14 protein-coding genes are annotated in these 16553 nt (G+C 43.4%); 4 read left to right on the top strand and 10 right to left on the bottom strand.

The window, feature by feature from the left end; all coding sequences use genetic code 11:
• Positions 1–7 precede the first annotated feature (7 nt).
• From fabF to yceD, 8 genes are all read right to left on the bottom strand, one after another.
• Positions 8–1252: a beta-ketoacyl-ACP synthase II gene (gene fabF / locus Vgang_RS04635; protein WP_105902373.1), complete on the bottom strand. Its 1245-nt coding sequence runs from the start codon at positions 1250–1252 to the stop codon at positions 8–10.
• A gap of 93 nt (positions 1253–1345) precedes the next feature.
• Positions 1346–1579 (bottom strand): acyl carrier protein, encoded by a 234-nt coding sequence (gene acpP / locus Vgang_RS04630; RefSeq protein WP_004406112.1) that lies wholly within the window; start codon positions 1577–1579, stop codon positions 1346–1348.
• 182 nt (positions 1580–1761) lie between these two features.
• The gene (gene fabG, locus Vgang_RS04625) at positions 1762–2496 is read right to left on the bottom strand and encodes a 3-oxoacyl-ACP reductase FabG (RefSeq protein ID WP_105902374.1); all 735 of its coding nucleotides are present in this window, start codon (positions 2494–2496) and stop codon (positions 1762–1764) included.
• A gap of 60 nt (positions 2497–2556) precedes the next feature.
• Entirely contained in the window at positions 2557–3483 is a 927-nt protein-coding gene (gene fabD / locus Vgang_RS04620; RefSeq protein WP_105902375.1) for an ACP S-malonyltransferase, read from the bottom strand.
• 69 nt (positions 3484–3552) lie between these two features.
• Positions 3553–4503 (bottom strand): beta-ketoacyl-ACP synthase III, encoded by a 951-nt coding sequence (locus tag Vgang_RS04615; RefSeq protein ID WP_105902376.1) that lies wholly within the window; start codon positions 4501–4503, stop codon positions 3553–3555.
• A gap of 5 nt (positions 4504–4508) precedes the next feature.
• Complete coding sequence (plsX, locus tag Vgang_RS04610; RefSeq protein ID WP_105902377.1) at positions 4509–5534, bottom strand: phosphate acyltransferase PlsX; 1026 nt, start codon at positions 5532–5534, stop codon at positions 4509–4511.
• A 9-nt stretch (positions 5535–5543) separates the two neighbouring features.
• On the bottom strand, positions 5544–5714 hold the full coding sequence (gene rpmF, locus Vgang_RS04605; protein ID WP_105902378.1) for a 50S ribosomal protein L32: 171 nt from the start codon (positions 5712–5714) through the stop codon (positions 5544–5546).
• A gap of 39 nt (positions 5715–5753) precedes the next feature.
• Positions 5754–6278, bottom strand: coding sequence for a 23S rRNA accumulation protein YceD (gene yceD / locus Vgang_RS04600; protein ID WP_105902379.1), 525 nt, complete (start codon positions 6276–6278; stop codon positions 5754–5756).
• 158 nt (positions 6279–6436) lie between these two features.
• On the opposite strand from yceD, the gene Vgang_RS04595 reads away from it, so the two are divergent.
• A complete protein-coding gene (locus Vgang_RS04595; RefSeq protein WP_105902380.1) occupies positions 6437–7024 on the top strand; it encodes a Maf family protein in 588 nt (195 codons plus the stop codon).
• A gap of 75 nt (positions 7025–7099) precedes the next feature.
• On the opposite strand, the gene rluC is transcribed toward Vgang_RS04595, so the two are convergent.
• The gene (gene rluC, locus Vgang_RS04590) at positions 7100–8044 is read right to left on the bottom strand and encodes a 23S rRNA pseudouridine(955/2504/2580) synthase RluC (protein WP_105902381.1); all 945 of its coding nucleotides are present in this window, start codon (positions 8042–8044) and stop codon (positions 7100–7102) included.
• A gap of 648 nt (positions 8045–8692) precedes the next feature.
• Here rluC and rne point away from each other — a divergent pair.
• From rne to cobO, 3 genes are all read left to right on the top strand, one after another.
• Positions 8693–11713, top strand: coding sequence for a ribonuclease E (rne, locus tag Vgang_RS04585; protein WP_105902382.1), 3021 nt, complete (start codon positions 8693–8695; stop codon positions 11711–11713).
• 267 nt (positions 11714–11980) lie between these two features.
• Positions 11981–13540: a SulP family inorganic anion transporter gene (locus tag Vgang_RS04580; RefSeq protein ID WP_105902383.1), complete on the top strand. Its 1560-nt coding sequence runs from the start codon at positions 11981–11983 to the stop codon at positions 13538–13540.
• Positions 13541–13630: 90 nt separating this feature from the next.
• On the top strand, positions 13631–14233 hold the full coding sequence (gene cobO, locus Vgang_RS04575; RefSeq protein WP_105902384.1) for a cob(I)yrinic acid a,c-diamide adenosyltransferase: 603 nt from the start codon (positions 13631–13633) through the stop codon (positions 14231–14233).
• A 67-nt stretch (positions 14234–14300) separates the two neighbouring features.
• On the opposite strand, the gene Vgang_RS04570 is transcribed toward cobO, so the two are convergent.
• Positions 14301–16481, bottom strand: coding sequence for an AsmA family protein (locus tag Vgang_RS04570; RefSeq protein WP_105902385.1), 2181 nt, complete (start codon positions 16479–16481; stop codon positions 14301–14303).
• Positions 16482–16553: the final 72 nt, after the last annotated feature.

Here is a 16553-nt window from a genome sequence, read left to right as displayed (position 1 = left end):
TCAACATCTAAATGCGCTTGAAGATTAACGAACCGTTCGTACCACCAAAACCGAATGAGTTACAAAGCGCATACTCCATATTCTCAACTTTACGAGCTTTGTGCGGAACGTAATCCAAATCACAACCTTCCCCTGGGTTATCCAAGTTAATGGTTGGTGGCACAATTTGATCCACTAGAGTCAATGCAGTAATGATGGCTTCGACTGAGCCTGCAGCACCAAGTAAGTGCCCTGTCATCGACTTGGTTGAAGAAACCAAGACTTTCTTAGCCGCGTCTTCACCTAAAGCACGTTTGATGCCTAGTGTTTCGGCAACATCACCAGCGGGTGTTGAAGTACCGTGTGCATTCACATAACCAATTTGATCGCCAGTAATGCCAGCATCACGAATTGCGGCTTCCATCGCCAGTGCGCCACCAGAGCCATCTTCGCTTGGTGAAGTCATGTGATACGCATCACCACTCATACCAAAACCAACGATCTCACAATAGATTTTAGCACCACGCGCTTTTGCATGTTCGTATTCTTCAACCATCATGATGCCAGCACCATCACCTAGCACAAAACCGTCACGGTCTTTATCCCAAGGACGAGACGCCAATTGAGGCTCATCATTACGGCTAGAAAGTGCTTTAGCAGCGCCAAAGCCACTCATTGCTAATGGGGTTGATGCTTTTTCGGCGCCACCAGCTAACATGGCGTCAGCATCACCGTATGCAATCATACGGGCAGCATGACCTATATTATGCAAACCAGTGGTACAAGCGGTTGAGATTGCGATATTCGGACCACGAAGACCTTTCATGATAGAAAGATGGCCAGCAATCATGTTAACAATAGTTGAAGGCACAAAAAATGGGCTCATGCGGCGTGGGCCTTTATCACGAAGTACATGTGAAGCTTCTTCGATGATACCAATACCACCGATACCTGAACCAACAGCAACGCCAATGCGAGTAGCGTTTTCCTCTGTCACTTCAAGACCAGAGTCGTTAAAGGCTTGAATACCCGCAGCAATACCATATTGGATAAATAAATCCATTTTGCGGGCTTCTTTCTTTGGCATGTACTCTTCACAGTTAAAGTCTTTAACTAAACCTGCAAAGCGAGTAGAAAAATTGGTTGCGTCATAGTGCTCTATATTAGAGATACCACTTTGACCAGCTAAAAGGGCTTTCCAAGAGGATTCAACAGTGTTGCCTACCGGTGACAACATCCCCATGCCTGTAACAACTACACGACGCTTGGACACGATTCTTTCTCCGGAGATTATAATATTGAGAGTAGTAAGGTTGGATGATTCTAGAAAAACTCAGGCGGTCTGGGAGACCGCCTGGGGGTGTTATTACTGTGCGCTGTTTACGTAGTCGATTGCAGCTTGAACAGTAGTAATTTTTTCAGCTTCTTCATCAGGGATTTCAGTGTCGAATTCCTCTTCTAAAGCCATTACTAGCTCTACTGTATCTAGAGAATCAGCACCTAGATCGTCAACGAAAGAAGCTTCGTTTTTCACTTCTGCTTCGTCTACACCTAGTTGTTCAACAATGATTTTTTTTACGCGTTCTTCGATGTTGCTCATTTTTCTTTTCCTATTACAGAGAGTTCGCTTAAATGCGATGTTAGCCGTAGTTTATTCAAACTTTTCAAAGTTGCAAGGCTGTCCTTGCTGGTCAAACCACAAATTTCATGTTTTTCACTGAAAATTGGTACATTTTTGACCTAAATCATGCAAAGCGCTAATAAAAAAACACTTTAACATATTTAGACCATATACATACCACCATTTACGTGAAGTGTTTCACCTGTGATGTAGGCTGCTTCGTCTGATGCTAAGAAGGCAACAGCTGAAGCAATTTCACGTGGATCACCTAATCGACCTGCAGGCACTTGTGAAAGTGTAACAGCACGTTGGTCATCATTCAGTGCTTTTGTCATGTCAGTCTCGATAAAACCCGGTGCAACTGTGTTCACTGTCACACCACGAGAAGCGACTTCACGTGCCATTGACTTCGTAAAGCCAATCACCCCTGCTTTCGCTGCTGCGTAGTTAGCTTGACCCGCATTGCCCATGGTGCCCACTATAGAGCCAACATTAACAATACGACCATGACGTTTCTTCATCATGCCTCGAAGAACCGCTTTAGACAAACGGAAAATCGAAGTTAAGTTAGTATCCATGATATCTTGCCATTCGTCATCTTTCATACGCATCAACAAGTTATCACGAGTGATACCGGCATTATTCACTAAAATGTCAATTCCACCGAATTCATCAGTAATGGTTTTAATCGTTGCTGCCACTGAGTCTGCATCAGTAACATTTAATGCTAACCCTTTACCATTACTACCAAGGTAGTCACTGATTGCTTGTGCGCCTGACTCACTGGTTGCTGTACCAACAACCGTTGCGCCACGCTCAACAAGTAGTTCTGCGATTGCACGACCAATACCACGACTGGCACCAGTAACTAATGCAATTTTACCTTCAAGATTCATTATAAATCCTCTTTATGACTGAAATTTTTAAACTTAGGCAGATAAATTATCGTCTAAGTTTTAGCCACGAGCGGCTTCAAGAGACGCAGCATCATTCACTGCTTGTGCGCTCAGGGCTTTCACAATTCGTTTTGTTAAGCCAGTTAATACTTTTCCTGGGCCAAACTCTAATAGAGATTCAACACCTTGTTCGTGCATTGCCGTCACACCTTCAGTCCAACGAACTGGGCTGTATAACTGACGAACAAGTGCATCTTTAATTTTTGCCGGATCAGTTTCTGCAATAACATCAACATTGTTGATGACTGGCAATGTCGGTGCATTGAATTCAATGCTTTCTAGCGCTTCAGCAAGTTTGTCAGCCGCAGGCTTCATAAGAGCACAGTGTGATGGCACAGAAACTGGTAATGGTAGTGCACGCTTAGCACCAGCTGCTTTACATAGCTCACCCGCACGTTCTACCGCTGCTTTGTTACCCGCAATCACCACTTGTCCTGGTGAGTTGAAGTTAACTGGAGAAACCACTTCGCCTTGAGCGGCTTCTTCACAAGCTTTAGCAATAGCATCGTCATCGAGGCCAATAATTGCAAACATAGCGCCAACACCTGCCGGCACAGCTTGCTGCATTAATTCACCACGTAAAGCCACTAATTTAATCGCTTCTTTAAAATCAATCACGCCGGCGCAAACTAACGCAGAATATTCGCCAAGGCTGTGACCGGCTACCAGCTCAGGCTGCTCGCCACCCACTTCTTGCCATACACGCCAAATGGCGACAGATGAAGCAAGTAATGCAGGCTGAGTGCGGAAAGTTTCATTTAAATCTTCTGCTGGGCCATCTTGTACTAACGCCCACAAATCATAACCAAGTGCTTCAGATGCTTCAGAAAACGTTGTTTTAACAACATCAAATTGCTCACCAAGCTCAGCTAACATACCAACAGTTTGAGAACCTTGACCTGGAAAAACAACAGCAAACTTACTCATAGTAAATTCCTTGAAATAAAAATAACTTGGATTATGCCACCTGAATATACCTGTGGCACAACTGAAAACTTAAAATTTGACGAGGGCAGAGCCCCATGTGAAACCGCCGCCAAATGCTTCAAGAAGCAACATTTGACCGCGCTTAATTCGTCCATCACGCACCGCTTCATCCAGTGCTGTCGGTACGGTAGCGGCAGAAGTATTACCATGTCGGTCAAGAGTCACAACGACTTGATCTAGTGACATAGCTAACTTTTTGGCAGTAGCAGAAATAATACGTAAGTTTGCCTGATGTGGAACTAACCAATCCAATTCAGTCTTCGCCATATTATTTGCTTCAAGCGTATCTTTCACTAGTTTAGATAACTGAGTGACTGCAACCTTAAATACTTCGTTGCCCGCCATGTGCAACCAAGCATCAATATACTCACCTCGTTTCGCTTCTTCTAAACTTAATAGCTCACCAAAACGACCATCGGCATGTAAATGAGTAGAAATAATACCCGGCTCTTCACTGGCACCGAGTACCACTGCGCCGGCAGCATCACCAAACAAAATAATCGTTGAACGATCTTCTGGATCGCACATTTTTGATAACGCATCTGCACCAATCACTAACACGTTTTTAGCCATACCAGTCTTTATATGCTGATCGGCAATAGATAGCGCATAAACAAAGCCTGAACATGCCGCTGCCACATCAAACGCAGGACAGCCCTTTATGCCTAAAGCGGCTTGAACTTGGCAAGCAGAAGACGGAAATTTGTGGCTACCACTCGTAGTCGCAACAATGATCAGGTCGATATCATATTTATCAATGCCCGCCATTTCTATCGCGTTGACCGATGCGTGATATGCCATATCTGCAACAGATTCATCAGGGGCGGAGATGCGACGCTCACGGATACCAGTACGAGTAACAATCCACTCATCACTAGTATCTACCATTTTCTCTAAATCGGCGTTCGTACGCACTTGGGTCGGTAGGTAGCTACCTGTTCCTAAAATTTTGCTATTCATGAAGACTAATAGTGCCTCTCGAGTAAAACCGCTTCTAAACGATCGCTTATGCGGCTTGGAACCTGCTGTTTAACTTCATACACTGCTTCACCAATTGCATTGATCATAGCAGATGCATCAGCTTGTCCGTGGCTTTTAATAACAATGCCGCGCAATCCTAACAAACTTGCGCCGTTATACTGGTCGGGGTTCAGTGTTTTTAACTCATTAAATAAATGAGAGAGCAATTTTCGAGCAATCCAGCCTTTAATGTTAGACGACGTGAAGTAACTCTTTAATTTTTGATGAAATAAATGTGCGACACCTTCGCAGGTTTTCAAACACACATTACCGACAAACCCGTCACAAACTATCACATCTGCGGCATCATAAAAAAGCTGATTTCCTTCAATATAGCCACAATAATTAATTTCTTTGGTTTGACTAAGTAATTCTGAACAACGTTTAACCAAATCGTTGCCTTTAATTTCTTCTTCACCAACGTTAAGAATCGCCACCCTAGGAGAGTAAGGAAGGTGGACTTGAGCTAATGCACTTCCCATTACGGCAAACTGGAACAATGTGTCTGCATCAACAGAAACGTTAGCGCCAAGATCAAGCATCCAAGACTTTTTGCCCGATACAGTAGGCAGAGCACTCACTAAAGCGGGACGCTCAATACCCGGTAATAATTTAAGACGAAATTTTGATAAAGCCATCAAGGCACCAGTGTTACCGCCACTGACACACGCATCAGCCATGCCATCAGCGACATGATCCAGTGCGATACGCATAGAGGTACCCGCGCTATTTCGTAATGCTAATGATGGTTTTTCGGTATTAGAGATGCATCTCTCACTATGTTTAATGATGAGACGAGGAGTCGGAGTAAATCCGAGATGTGTCAGTTCTTTCGTGATTTGTTCACGATCACCAACCAAAATAACTTTCAGCTCTGGGAAATGTGACAATGCCTGCACGGCGGCAGGCACTGTTACGCGAGGACCGAAATCCCCGCCCATTGCATCAAGTGCAACGGTAATAGTTTGCAAAGGTCAACCTTACTTGTTGATAACCTTTTTGCCACGGTAGTAACCGTCAGCAGTCACGTTGTGACGTAGGTGAGTTTCACCTGAAGTTGCGTCTACAGACAATGCTGCTGTAGATAGCGCATCGTGTGAACGACGCATGCCACGCATTGAACGTGATTTTTTGCTCTTTTGTACGGCCATGACCCTACTCCTTCGTTTTTAAACCCTAATGCTGATGCACTAGCGCTTCAAATTTTTTAAAACGTCAAATGGATTCGGTTTTTCTTCTAAAACTTCTTTTGGAAGATCACCAAACACCAAATTGTTTGATTGTACGCTACATTCAGATTCGTCATGCATCGCAATTTGAGGTAATTCTAGAATGAACTCGTCTTCAACTAGTTTAATCAGATCCAACTCACCGTACTCGTTCAGATCTACCAAATCGTACTCTTCCGGTGCGTCTTGTTCACTTTTCTCGTTGTAATACGGAGTACAAGTGAATTCAACTTCGCACGAATGTGCGAATATCTCATTACAGCGTTGACATTCTAAATCGACTTCGACGTTAGCTTTACCAGAGATAACGACTAATCGTTGTTCATCCAACTCAAAGGACAATGATACTTCTGCGTCGCGTTTGACGCCTTCAGTTGACTCGGCTAATCGCTTTAATAAACTCACCTGAATTATGCCTTGATAATCCAAGCGTTTTTGCGCTGATTTTGCTGGGTCCACTGTACGCGGTATTTTTACCTTTTGCATAGGGCGCGAATATTATCCTCCAAAATGAATTTAGTCAAAGAAAAAGGCAAAAAAGTTACACTTTCTCATATGAGCTACAATGCGCTTTCTACATGACGCATAATTTCAATTAGTTTAAAGTGTGTTGCTGAATTTTCTAAATAAAAAAGTAAACGTTTATGACGCCAAAATTGATTTTAGCTTCCACTTCAAGCTACCGAAAACAATTATTAGAAAAACTTTCGCTTTCTTTTGAAACCAAACAGCCGAGTTGTGATGAAACGCCACTTGCGGGTGAAAGCGCTGAAGACTTGGTGCTGCGTTTAGCTCAGTTAAAAGCGAAATCCTGCGCGTCTAGTCAGCCTGTGCGGGAATTCATTATCGGTTCCGACCAAGTCTGCGTGATCGACGATAAGATTATCGGCAAACCGCATACACGTGAAAAAGCCATTGAACAATTAACCCAAGCCAGCGGCCAAACCATCACCTTCTATACTGGGCTCGCGCTATACAATAGCCAGACACAAAAATGCGATGTAAGACTTGATCGCTTTAATGTGCATTTTCGCCACTTAACTCGCCAACAAATTGAATACTATGTTGACGTTGAACAACCATTTAATTGTGCCGGTAGTTTCAAAAGTGAAGGCCTAGGGATTGCTCTATTTGAACGCTTAGAAGGCAAAGATCCTAACGCATTGATTGGTCTACCGCTGATTACCTTAGTTGACATGCTGTCGCAGCAAGGCATTCAAGTGCTGTCATAAATAGATAGAGAACTATGCTATGCGTTTGATAAATGCCTGCATAGCCTGAATGAATCCATTTATTAAGTGCGTAAGCTATTGACTACGTAAGCCTGCCAATACCTTTTCAAGTTTGTCTTCCATCTGTGCGGAAATATCCATCGGCTTTTCAGTCGCAGGATGAATAAACTTGATATTGGCAGCATGCAAGAATAAACGGTCAAGCCCCACCTGCCCAGTATACGCATCAAAGCGACGATCACCATAACGGTCATCCCATGCAATTGGGTGGCCAGTATATTGACAATGCACACGAATTTGGTGAGTGCGCCCCGTAATCGGACTTGCTTGCACTAACGTTGCCTGATTAAATTTCTCAAGCACCTTGTATCGGGTTTCTGAAGGCTTACCATTCGGATTAACACGCACAATACTATTGACTTCATTTTTCAACAATGGCGCTTTAACCACTTTACAACTCGCCTTCCACTCTCCCATCACCAATGCAAAGTAATACTTCTGGACGGTTTTATCGCGAAACTGAGCTTGCAAATGACGTAATGCTGACCGTTTCTTCGCGACCAACAAAATACCTGAGGTATCGCGGTCAATACGATGCACTAATTCTAAAAATCGAGCTTGCGGACGCAATGCACGTAGGGCTTCGATTGCACCAAATTTCAAACCACTGCCGCCATGTACCGCAGTACCGGATGGTTTATTCAGGATCAGCATGCTGTCATCTTCAAAGATTATGCAGCTTTCGAGCTCTGACACTTTATCTAGCTTTGTACTCACTGGCGCGGCATATTCCTCAGCCGAAATTCGGACTGGTGGGATTCGCACAGTGTCACCCGCTTGTAACTTGTATTCAGCTTTAACGCGTTTTTTATTGACGCGCACTTCTCCCTTGCGCAAGATTCGATAAACCATGCTTTTAGGGATCTGTTTTAATTGATTACGTAAAAAATTGTCAACTCGTTGTCCCGCCATATCAGCGTCAATATCGACAAATTTCACTTCAGTTTTAATCTCAGTCATGGCGCGTATTCTAACACTCAAACACTAAACTTTGGCACAAGATTCGTAAAATTATTATCACCATTTTATCCCCCATATCCGTTAGAAAAACGCAAATGACTAAAAACCCAACAACTTTCAACCTAACAGGCTGAAATATCAGCAAATGTCAAATTATTAACCATCAATATCAACCTTAGCTAGTGTGAGTTAATCACAGGTTTTCCTATTTATTTGTCCAGTTTGATGCAAAGCTGATTGCTGATATTTCTTGGCGCTGCTATAGTTCACAGCTGCAATGGTTGTATTGAACATTTTCCATACAAATTTAATGTCTTCCATTTGCGAAATGAGTAGAAGCTTCCGATGTCTGTGCAGCATTAGGCGTAAGACACAACGAACGAAGACCAACTTATCGCCTACTCACGTAATCAATGCAGAAGTAATACCGACTCGAATTCGGACCAAGCATTTCCATTTTGCTCTCTGTGGTTGAAGCCGTCATTTGGCTTCCCTACCTAGCATGGCATGAATGTTTGGTGGCTATTGTGTCCTAGTGCATCCCCTATACAGCCGTGAGGTTGAAGCCAAAGCCATGGGATCTGACACCTTTGATGCGACAAAAGCGATAAGCGATTATCACGAAGAAAAACAACGAGAATTTAAAAAATGAAAAGAATGTTGATCAACGCAACTCAAAAAGAAGAGTTGCGCGTCGCATTAGTTGATGGTCAACGACTGTTTGATTTAGATATCGAAAGTCCTGGTCATGAATCTAAAAAAGCAAATATTTATAAAGGCCGTATCACACGCGTAGAACCAAGTTTAGAAGCTGCATTTGTAGACTATGGTGCTGAGCGTCACGGTTTCCTCCCTCTTAAAGAAATTGCCCGCGATTACTTCCCAGCAGGTTACACCTACCAAGGCCGTCCGAACATCAAAGAAGTTCTTAAAGAAGGTCAAGAGGTTATTGTACAAGTTGAAAAAGAAGAACGTGGTCAAAAAGGTGCGGCACTAACCACCTTTATCTCACTGGCTGGTAGCTACCTTGTATTAATGCCTAATAACCCTCGTGCTGGCGGTATTTCTCGCCGTATCGAAGGTGATGAGCGTACACAATTAAAAGCAGCACTCAGCACACTTGAACTCCCTCAAGGTATGGGCTTAATTGTTCGTACTGCGGGCGTAGGCAAAAGCGCTGAAGAGCTTGAGTGGGATTTGAATATTCTACTTAAACACTGGTCTGCGATTAAAGAAGCCGCTGACACCGAAGCTGCGCCTTTCTTGATTCACCAAGAAAGTAATGTGATTGTTCGTGCAATTCGCGACTATTTACGCCGTGATATTGGTGAAATCCTCATCGATAGCAATACCATTTTTGAACGTGCTAAAGCGCATATTCAATTAGTGCGTCCAGATTTCGTCTCTCGCGTGAAGAAATACGACGGTGATGTGCCATTATTTAGCCATTATCAAATCGAAAGCCAAATTGAGTCAGCGTTCCAACGTGAAGTTCGTTTGCCGTCTGGTGGTTCAATCGTTATCGACCCAACTGAAGCACTGACCTCAATCGATATCAACTCAGCTCGTGCAACTAAGGGCGGCGATATCGAAGAAACCGCACTTAACACCAACCTAGAAGCGGCGGATGAGATTGCTCGTCAATTACGTCTGCGTGACTTAGGTGGTCTAGTGGTGATTGACTTCATCGACATGACACCAGTCCGTCATCAGCGCGAAGTTGAAACTCGTATGCGTGAAGCCGTTCGTATGGACCGTGCTCGTGTACAAATCGGCCGCATTTCTCGCTTTGGTCTATTAGAAATGTCGCGCCAACGCTTGAGCCCATCTCTGGCAGAAGCAAGCCATCATATTTGTCCTCGTTGTACTGGCACCGGTGTAATCCGTGACAATGAATCACTCGCACTGTCTGTTCTTCGTCTTATTGAAGAAGAAGCACTAAAAGACAACAGCTCACAAGTCTTAGCGGTGGTTCCAGTCCCTATCGCCTCTTACTTACTCAATGAAAAACGTCGTTCAATCCAACACATTGAAAAACATCAAGACGTTAATATCATTGTTGTGCCAAACGCAGACATGGAAACACCTCACTTTGAAGTGGTTCGTCTACGTGATGGCGAAGAGCATCAAATTCTGTCTTATTTAATGCCGAAGAAATTAGAAGCATTTAAAGAAGCAGAAGATCCAGCCTATGCAGATATCAAACCTCGTCGTATCGAGGAACCGGTATTAAAAGGTTTTGCACCATCAAGCGCCCCAGCGCCTACCCCTACTCCGGCAGTAGCAGAAGCTCAACCAAAAGTAGAAAAAGTAAGCAAAGAAAAATCGGGGGGGTTCTTCAAAGCAATCGCTAACTTCTTCTTCGGAAGTAGTCAGGTTGAAAAAGAAGAACAAGTGCAAGAAGCGAAGCCAGCTCAAAACACTCGCTCTCGTAATGACCAGCGTGACAATAACCGTCGTCGCAATAATCGCGATCGTAATGATCAACGTAACAATAAACGCCGCAAACCACGTAATGCCGATTCAGCAAACGCTGATAAAGTAGAAGCAACGGCAACAGCTCAAGCTGAAGTGCGTAACGATAAAAAACGCAAACCTAAGCAAGAGAAAAAGCCAGCGAAGAATACGTCGAAAGTGGCGGAGCAAGGCCAACAAATTGCCGCAGATGCACAAGGTAAAAACACCACTTCTGCTGAAGAAAAAACAACGCAAGTAAAACAGCGTCGTCAACGTCGTCAGATGAAAAAGAAAGTGCGTGTTAACCAACAAGCGACAGAAGAAGCACCGGTTCAAACCCCTGCTATTGAAAAACAAGCGATGGCAAATCAAGCTCAAAGCGAAGCTGTGACTCAACAGACTGAAGCGGTAAAACAAGCTGACATCGCAGAAAAAGAAGTCACCGGAAAAGATGAAAGTCAACAACGTCGCAACCGCCGTTCTCCACGTCACTTACGTGCCAGTGGTCAGCGTCGCCGTCGTACACGTGACCGTCGTCCTAATCCGTACCGTCTACGCAGTGGTGGTGTAGCCTCTCCTGAGATGGCAATGGGTAAAGTATGGCCTAAATATGTGCCTGAAAAACCAGCAGCTAAAACATCTAAGTCAGAAGTAGAAACGTCGACTTCAGTACAAGGTGGTTTTGCTTTCCCTGAGATGTCGATGGGTAAAATCATTGTTTGGTCTGCAAATGCCTCTCAAAGTAAAGCAGACGAAATCAAAGTAGAAACGCCAGTAGTTTCTTCTCCGAAGAAAAAAGCACCGAAAAAGCCTGAAGCGAAGAAAGCACAGGAAACCATCACCGAGGTGAGCGAACCTGTTACTTTGGATACGCCTCAAGCTGAAATGCAGCCATCTCATGTAGTGGCTCCAGCTCAAGAAACACCAGCTGTTGCTGATAATAACGCTGTCGTTACAGCGCAAGATATCGTTGCCGCTAGCACGCCAAAAGCACAAGTCGCGAAAACACCGAAATCGGTCAAAGTGAAAGCAGCGAAAGCCTCTTCGCACGTGAGTGCGCCAATGGCGAAAGCTTCTGGTACCGGTGTTTTAAATGACATCACAGTCGTGGCAGCACCTTTCCGTGAATCGACATTCAGAGGTAAAGTTGCAGGTAGCCAAGCGGCAACCAGTCAAGCAAAAGCAGACATGTCGAAAACGCTGAATGATTAATTATCATCCAAAGCTTTAATTTCAAGAGGGTCACAGTAGTGGCCCTTTTTATTTGTTTTTCATTTATGGTTTCTTAATCTACCCAATACAGAATAGGTTGAAGAAAATTCAACCATTCTGTAACATTCGCCAACCTTATTATTCGTACTCTAATCTTTAAAACCCTTTTATACCTGAGAGTGAAACGTTAAATTTCTCCTTCAAAGCGTATAACAACTCACTTTACTAGGATTAGAGCTAATTTGTTTTATATCTAACTGAGTGCTCATGTTCGAATTTCCACAAGTTTCTGGTCAATCTGTAAAAAATGATGTGTTATCTGGCCTAACGGTTGCTCTAGCACTGGTACCAGAAGCCGTTGCTTTTGCCTTTGTTGCGGGTGTTGATCCAATGATCGGCTTATATGCCGCGTTTATCATGGGATTGATGACCTCTATCTTCGGCGGTCGTCCTGGTATGATTTCAGGGGCAACCGGTGCCACCGCGGTTGTCATGGTCAGCCTAGTAGCCGTTCACGGTGTGCAATACCTTTTTGCAGCCGTACTTTTAGTCGGTGTGCTACAAATTACCGCCGGCTTACTCAAACTGGGTAAATTTATCCGTATTGTCCCTCACCCAGTAATGATTGGCTTTGTAAACGGGCTTGCTATCGTCATTTTTATGGCACAACTTGGTCAATTTAAAGCACCGGATATTAATGGCATCATGGATTGGTTACCTCAAGGCCAAATGATGATCATGCTAGGTTTAGTTGCCCTTACTATGGCAATTATTCACTTTTTACCTAAATTAACGACCGCAGTTCCCTCTTCTCTTGTCGCCATCGTTGGTGTGACTGCACTATGTCAGGTACTCGATTTAGATACCCGTACTGTGGTGGATTACCTACGCACTATGTCTGGTGATATGAATTCAACGCTTGCCGGTGAACTGCCTACTTTTGCCTTACCCAATGTGCCTTTTAACCTTGAAACACTGAAAATAGTGTTCCCGTATGCACTTATTATTGCGGCAATAGGCTTAATTGAATCTTTACTTACACTCACCGTTGTCGATGAAATGACCAATACTCGTGGTAAAGGTAATCGCGAATGTATCGGCCAAGGTTTGGGGAACTTAACTTGTTCCGTTTTTGGGGCAATGGGTGGTTGTGCGATGATCGGTCAATCGATGATCAACATTAACTCAGGAGGCCGTGGTCGTCTGTCGGGCATCACTGCGGCGATTGCGCTATTGTGCTTTATCCTATTTACTGCCACTTGGATTGAAATGATCCCTCTAGCGGCACTGGTTGGCGTGATGTTTATGGTCGTTATTGGTACATTTGAGTGGGCAACCTTCAAACTCGCTCGCCGCGTACCAAAACAAGACTTTTTCGTAATTATTTTGGTAACGGTTGTAACTGTATTAACTGACTTAGCCGTTGCGGTAGGTGTCGGTGTCGTCGCTTCTGCGCTGATGTTTGCGTGGCAACATGCAAAACACATCAATGCAATCACAAGCATCAATGAAGAAGGATCTAAGGTTTATCAAATCAATGGTCCAATCTTTTTTGGTTCAGCGACTAACTTTACTGAATTATTCAACGCTTTTGATGATCCGCAAGATGTCATCATAGACTTTGCTCAATCTCGAGTGGTGGACCATTCTGCCATTGAAGCAATAGAAACCGTTGCTGACCGTTACTCGAAACTAGGTAAGACCCTGCATCTACGCCACTTAAGCCAAGATTGTCGTACTCTTCTGCATAAGGCGGGTAGCTTGGTTGAAATTAATGTTAAAGAAGATCCAAGCTATAAAGTCGTGACTGATTTATTGTCAGACTAATCACTGCTTTGAGATCACTGCTTTTAAATCGCGCCCATGATCACTTATGATGATGGGCGCTTTTTTTATTCCCACTTTCAATCAGGAAGAATGATGTCAGAACAAAAACAGGATAAGCACCAGCAACGCCAGCAGAAACTAAAACAGCAGGTTGATCAACGTATCGATGCAGCACAGGAAGAACGTGGCCTTTTACTTGTGATCACCGGCAATGGTAAGGGAAAAACCACATCAGGCTTTGGTATGATTACCCGAGCGCTTGGGCACGGACAGACATGCGCTGTCGCTCAATTTATCAAAGGAACTTGGGATAATGGTGAAAAGAATCTACTGGAAAAATTAGGCGTGACCTTTCATGTTATGGCAACCGGCTTTACATGGGAAACTCAAGATAAGCAAAAAGATACCCTTGCTGCGCAGAAAGTATGGCAACAATGCAAAACACTATTAAGTGATGATTCAATTGATGTGATTCTGCTTGATGAACTGACCTACATGGTCACCTATGGCTATATTGAGCTTGAAGAGATTGTTCAAACACTAGAAAACCGCCCCTCTGAACAGTCTGTCATCATCACAGGCCGTGCAGCGCATCGCACTTTGTTAGAAATGGCTGATACCGTTTCAGAAGTACGCAACGTTAAACACGGCTTTGAGGCCGGTTTAAAAGCGCGTAAAGGGATTGATTGGTAATCATTGCCCCATAAAAAAGCAGCTTAAGGTCCTCACCTCAAGCTGCTTAATCCGAGTTAACCGTTAACTATTTTTTGAATAGGTTATTTAACAAATCACCAGCGGCTTTTTTGACATCATCCTTTTCTTTGGAATCATCATCACCAAGCAATTTGTCTAATCCTCTATCGACTTCTTTTTGCGCTTTTTCTTTAGCTCGATCTACTTCTGCCTGTACTTTTTGCTTAGTTTGATCATCTAACGCTGCGTTGAAGTCAGGTACAATTTTAGGTTCAGCCCAGCTCCCTTTAATGCGAATTGGTAAGGTAATATTTTTAAGTTCTTCGGTTTCTTTACCTTCTTGACCTTTTAAAGTCCCTACAATCGACGCTTTCACTAAGAAATCGACCGTTTCATTCACATAGTTAGCTTGTCCGTTTCCTAAGACACGTAATAGTGGAGATTTAACCGCAAGGTTGTCGGTTTTCATCACCCCTTTGGATAAATTCAGTGTTGCCGTCAATGCACTAAAATCGGTTTTCTTAGTCGTATCTGCCGCGGCTTTTTGCCCTTTAAATATTGCTTGAACCGAGCGAACTTCATGCGCCACGTTCACACCATATAACGCCCCATCAGCAAAATTGATTTTCACAACACCAGCAAGATTTTGCTTGGCTTTATCCACAATCAAGCTTTTACCATTCAGGTCAGCGGTGATGTTTCCTGTGCCCGCGATAAAATCCAATTGCGCAACATCGGTAAGCATAGGTTGAACTTGTACACCTTTAATTTCTTTATGGACGCTATATGTTGGCGTTGTCTGGCGGGCATCAATTTTTGCATTCGCCAGTACAGAACCTTGGTACAAATTAGCGGCAAATTTCTGCAAATCAATCACACCACGATTAACTTTAAATTGGGTCTGTACGTTTTGCATTTTGGCATTGCTTGCCGTCAATTTATCAATGGTGACCTTACCTGTTACGTCTAAATCCTTAGTAGCACTCAAATCCGGCTCTATCTCAGTGGTCGCTTTAGCAGTAGTCGCCGCCGCTTTCCCCGATTCAGAAGACGTTGTATTTCCCGCAGCGGATTTAGCGTCACCTTCCATCTGTTTCAGTAAGTTATCAACATTAATTTCAGGACTGTGAATATCAAATACTATCTTAGGAATACTAGATGCAAGACTCACTTGGGCAGAACCATCAAATTGCAAATCATTCGCCGCTAATTTTTTCAATACCACATCTAAATACTGCTTAGATAAATCAAAACTCACATCAGAGGCCATCTCTATATTTAATGGGTTCAAAGGTAAAGCTTTGCCATCAACCTTACCACTGACAGTCATATTATTAAGCTTCACCAAAGTGATAGCTTTATTCACTGCCAGCGTAGCCGATTGTTTAATATCGAGATTCATATCCGCAACTTTACCTTTCACCGTCACAGCCATGTTATTCGCTGTGTCAAATTGGAAGGTATCTAATTTCAATGTCGCATTTTGAATATCAGTAGAAGGATCTTTGAATTTAGCCTGTACATCCGTATTTCTCAGCTGATAGTCAGCCAAATCTTGAGAGACTTTAAATTCTGTTTTACCCGCCGCCGAAAAATGCTGTTGATTATTCTGGCCTGTGATATTGAACTCAGCGTTACTCCATTCATCAAAGCTAAACTCAGAAAGAGAGAAATTCACATCAGAAAGCGTTAAGTTAGATCCAACACTGTCATCTAACATTACTAATTTAGCATTATTAACCGTGATACCAGCTAAGTTAACTTTCCATCTGCTTTCAGCCGCCGGTGTAACAGGCTCACCATTCTCAGTTTGTGCTAACTGTTCTGAATCTTGAGCGGCTTGCTGCTCAGCTGACTTTTTGACGATATCGAGGTTCGAGCGACCATCTTTTAATTTCTGGATAAAGATATCTGCGCCACTCAATGTCACGTTACCAATATTGAGCTGACTCTCAAGTAAAGGAAGAACGGAAACATCTAAAGCCGCTTCGTCAAATTTGACCACCTGCTGCTGTTTAAAGTCTTTACTTGGGTTCAATACTTGCGTTTGACCAATAGAAAAACCGAGGTGCGGGAAGAAACTCCACGAAATGTCGCCATCAATCACCAAGTCAAAGCCTGTTTGTGCTTTAGCTTGTTCGATAATGAGCGGTTTAAATTGATTTGGGTTGACAAATAGAACTAGAGCTAAAATCGCAATCACGATGGCAGCAATAGGAACAGAAAGGAACAGTAGTACTTTTTTCATGACGATCCCTCAGTAAAAAAGAAAAAGTGGCAACACAGACGAGCAGCCACCTTTTTGAATCCAATATCAAAA

Source organism: Vibrio gangliei (assembly GCF_026001925.1).
GTDB lineage: Bacteria > Pseudomonadota > Gammaproteobacteria > Enterobacterales > Vibrionaceae > Vibrio > Vibrio gangliei.
Note: the sequence above shows the minus strand (reverse complement) of the source record. Positions and strands in the feature narration are given on the sequence as shown.

Excerpts from the sequence above, each read along its gene's own strand:
- Vgang_RS04595 (WP_105902380.1), top strand. The coding sequence starts at position 6,437 with ATGACGCCAAAATTGATTTTAGCTTCCACTTCAAGCTACCGAAAACAA.
- yceD (WP_105902379.1), bottom strand. The coding sequence starts at position 6,278 with ATGCAAAAGGTAAAAATACCGCGTACAGTGGACCCAGCAAAATCAGCG.
- rpmF (WP_105902378.1), bottom strand. The coding sequence starts at position 5,714 with ATGGCCGTACAAAAGAGCAAAAAATCACGTTCAATGCGTGGCATGCGT.
- Vgang_RS04615 (WP_105902376.1), bottom strand. The coding sequence starts at position 4,503 with ATGAATAGCAAAATTTTAGGAACAGGTAGCTACCTACCGACCCAAGTG.
- Vgang_RS04580 (WP_105902383.1), top strand. The coding sequence starts at position 11,981 with ATGTTCGAATTTCCACAAGTTTCTGGTCAATCTGTAAAAAATGATGTG.
- fabG (WP_105902374.1), bottom strand. The coding sequence starts at position 2,496 with ATGAATCTTGAAGGTAAAATTGCATTAGTTACTGGTGCCAGTCGTGGT.
- cobO (WP_105902384.1), top strand. The coding sequence starts at position 13,631 with ATGATGTCAGAACAAAAACAGGATAAGCACCAGCAACGCCAGCAGAAA.
- fabD (WP_105902375.1), bottom strand. The coding sequence starts at position 3,483 with ATGAGTAAGTTTGCTGTTGTTTTTCCAGGTCAAGGTTCTCAAACTGTT.
- rne (WP_105902382.1), top strand. The coding sequence starts at position 8,693 with ATGAAAAGAATGTTGATCAACGCAACTCAAAAAGAAGAGTTGCGCGTC.
- acpP (WP_004406112.1), bottom strand. The coding sequence starts at position 1,579 with ATGAGCAACATCGAAGAACGCGTAAAAAAAATCATTGTTGAACAACTA.
- Vgang_RS04570 (WP_105902385.1), bottom strand. The coding sequence starts at position 16,481 with ATGAAAAAAGTACTACTGTTCCTTTCTGTTCCTATTGCTGCCATCGTG.
- rluC (WP_105902381.1), bottom strand. The coding sequence starts at position 8,044 with ATGACTGAGATTAAAACTGAAGTGAAATTTGTCGATATTGACGCTGAT.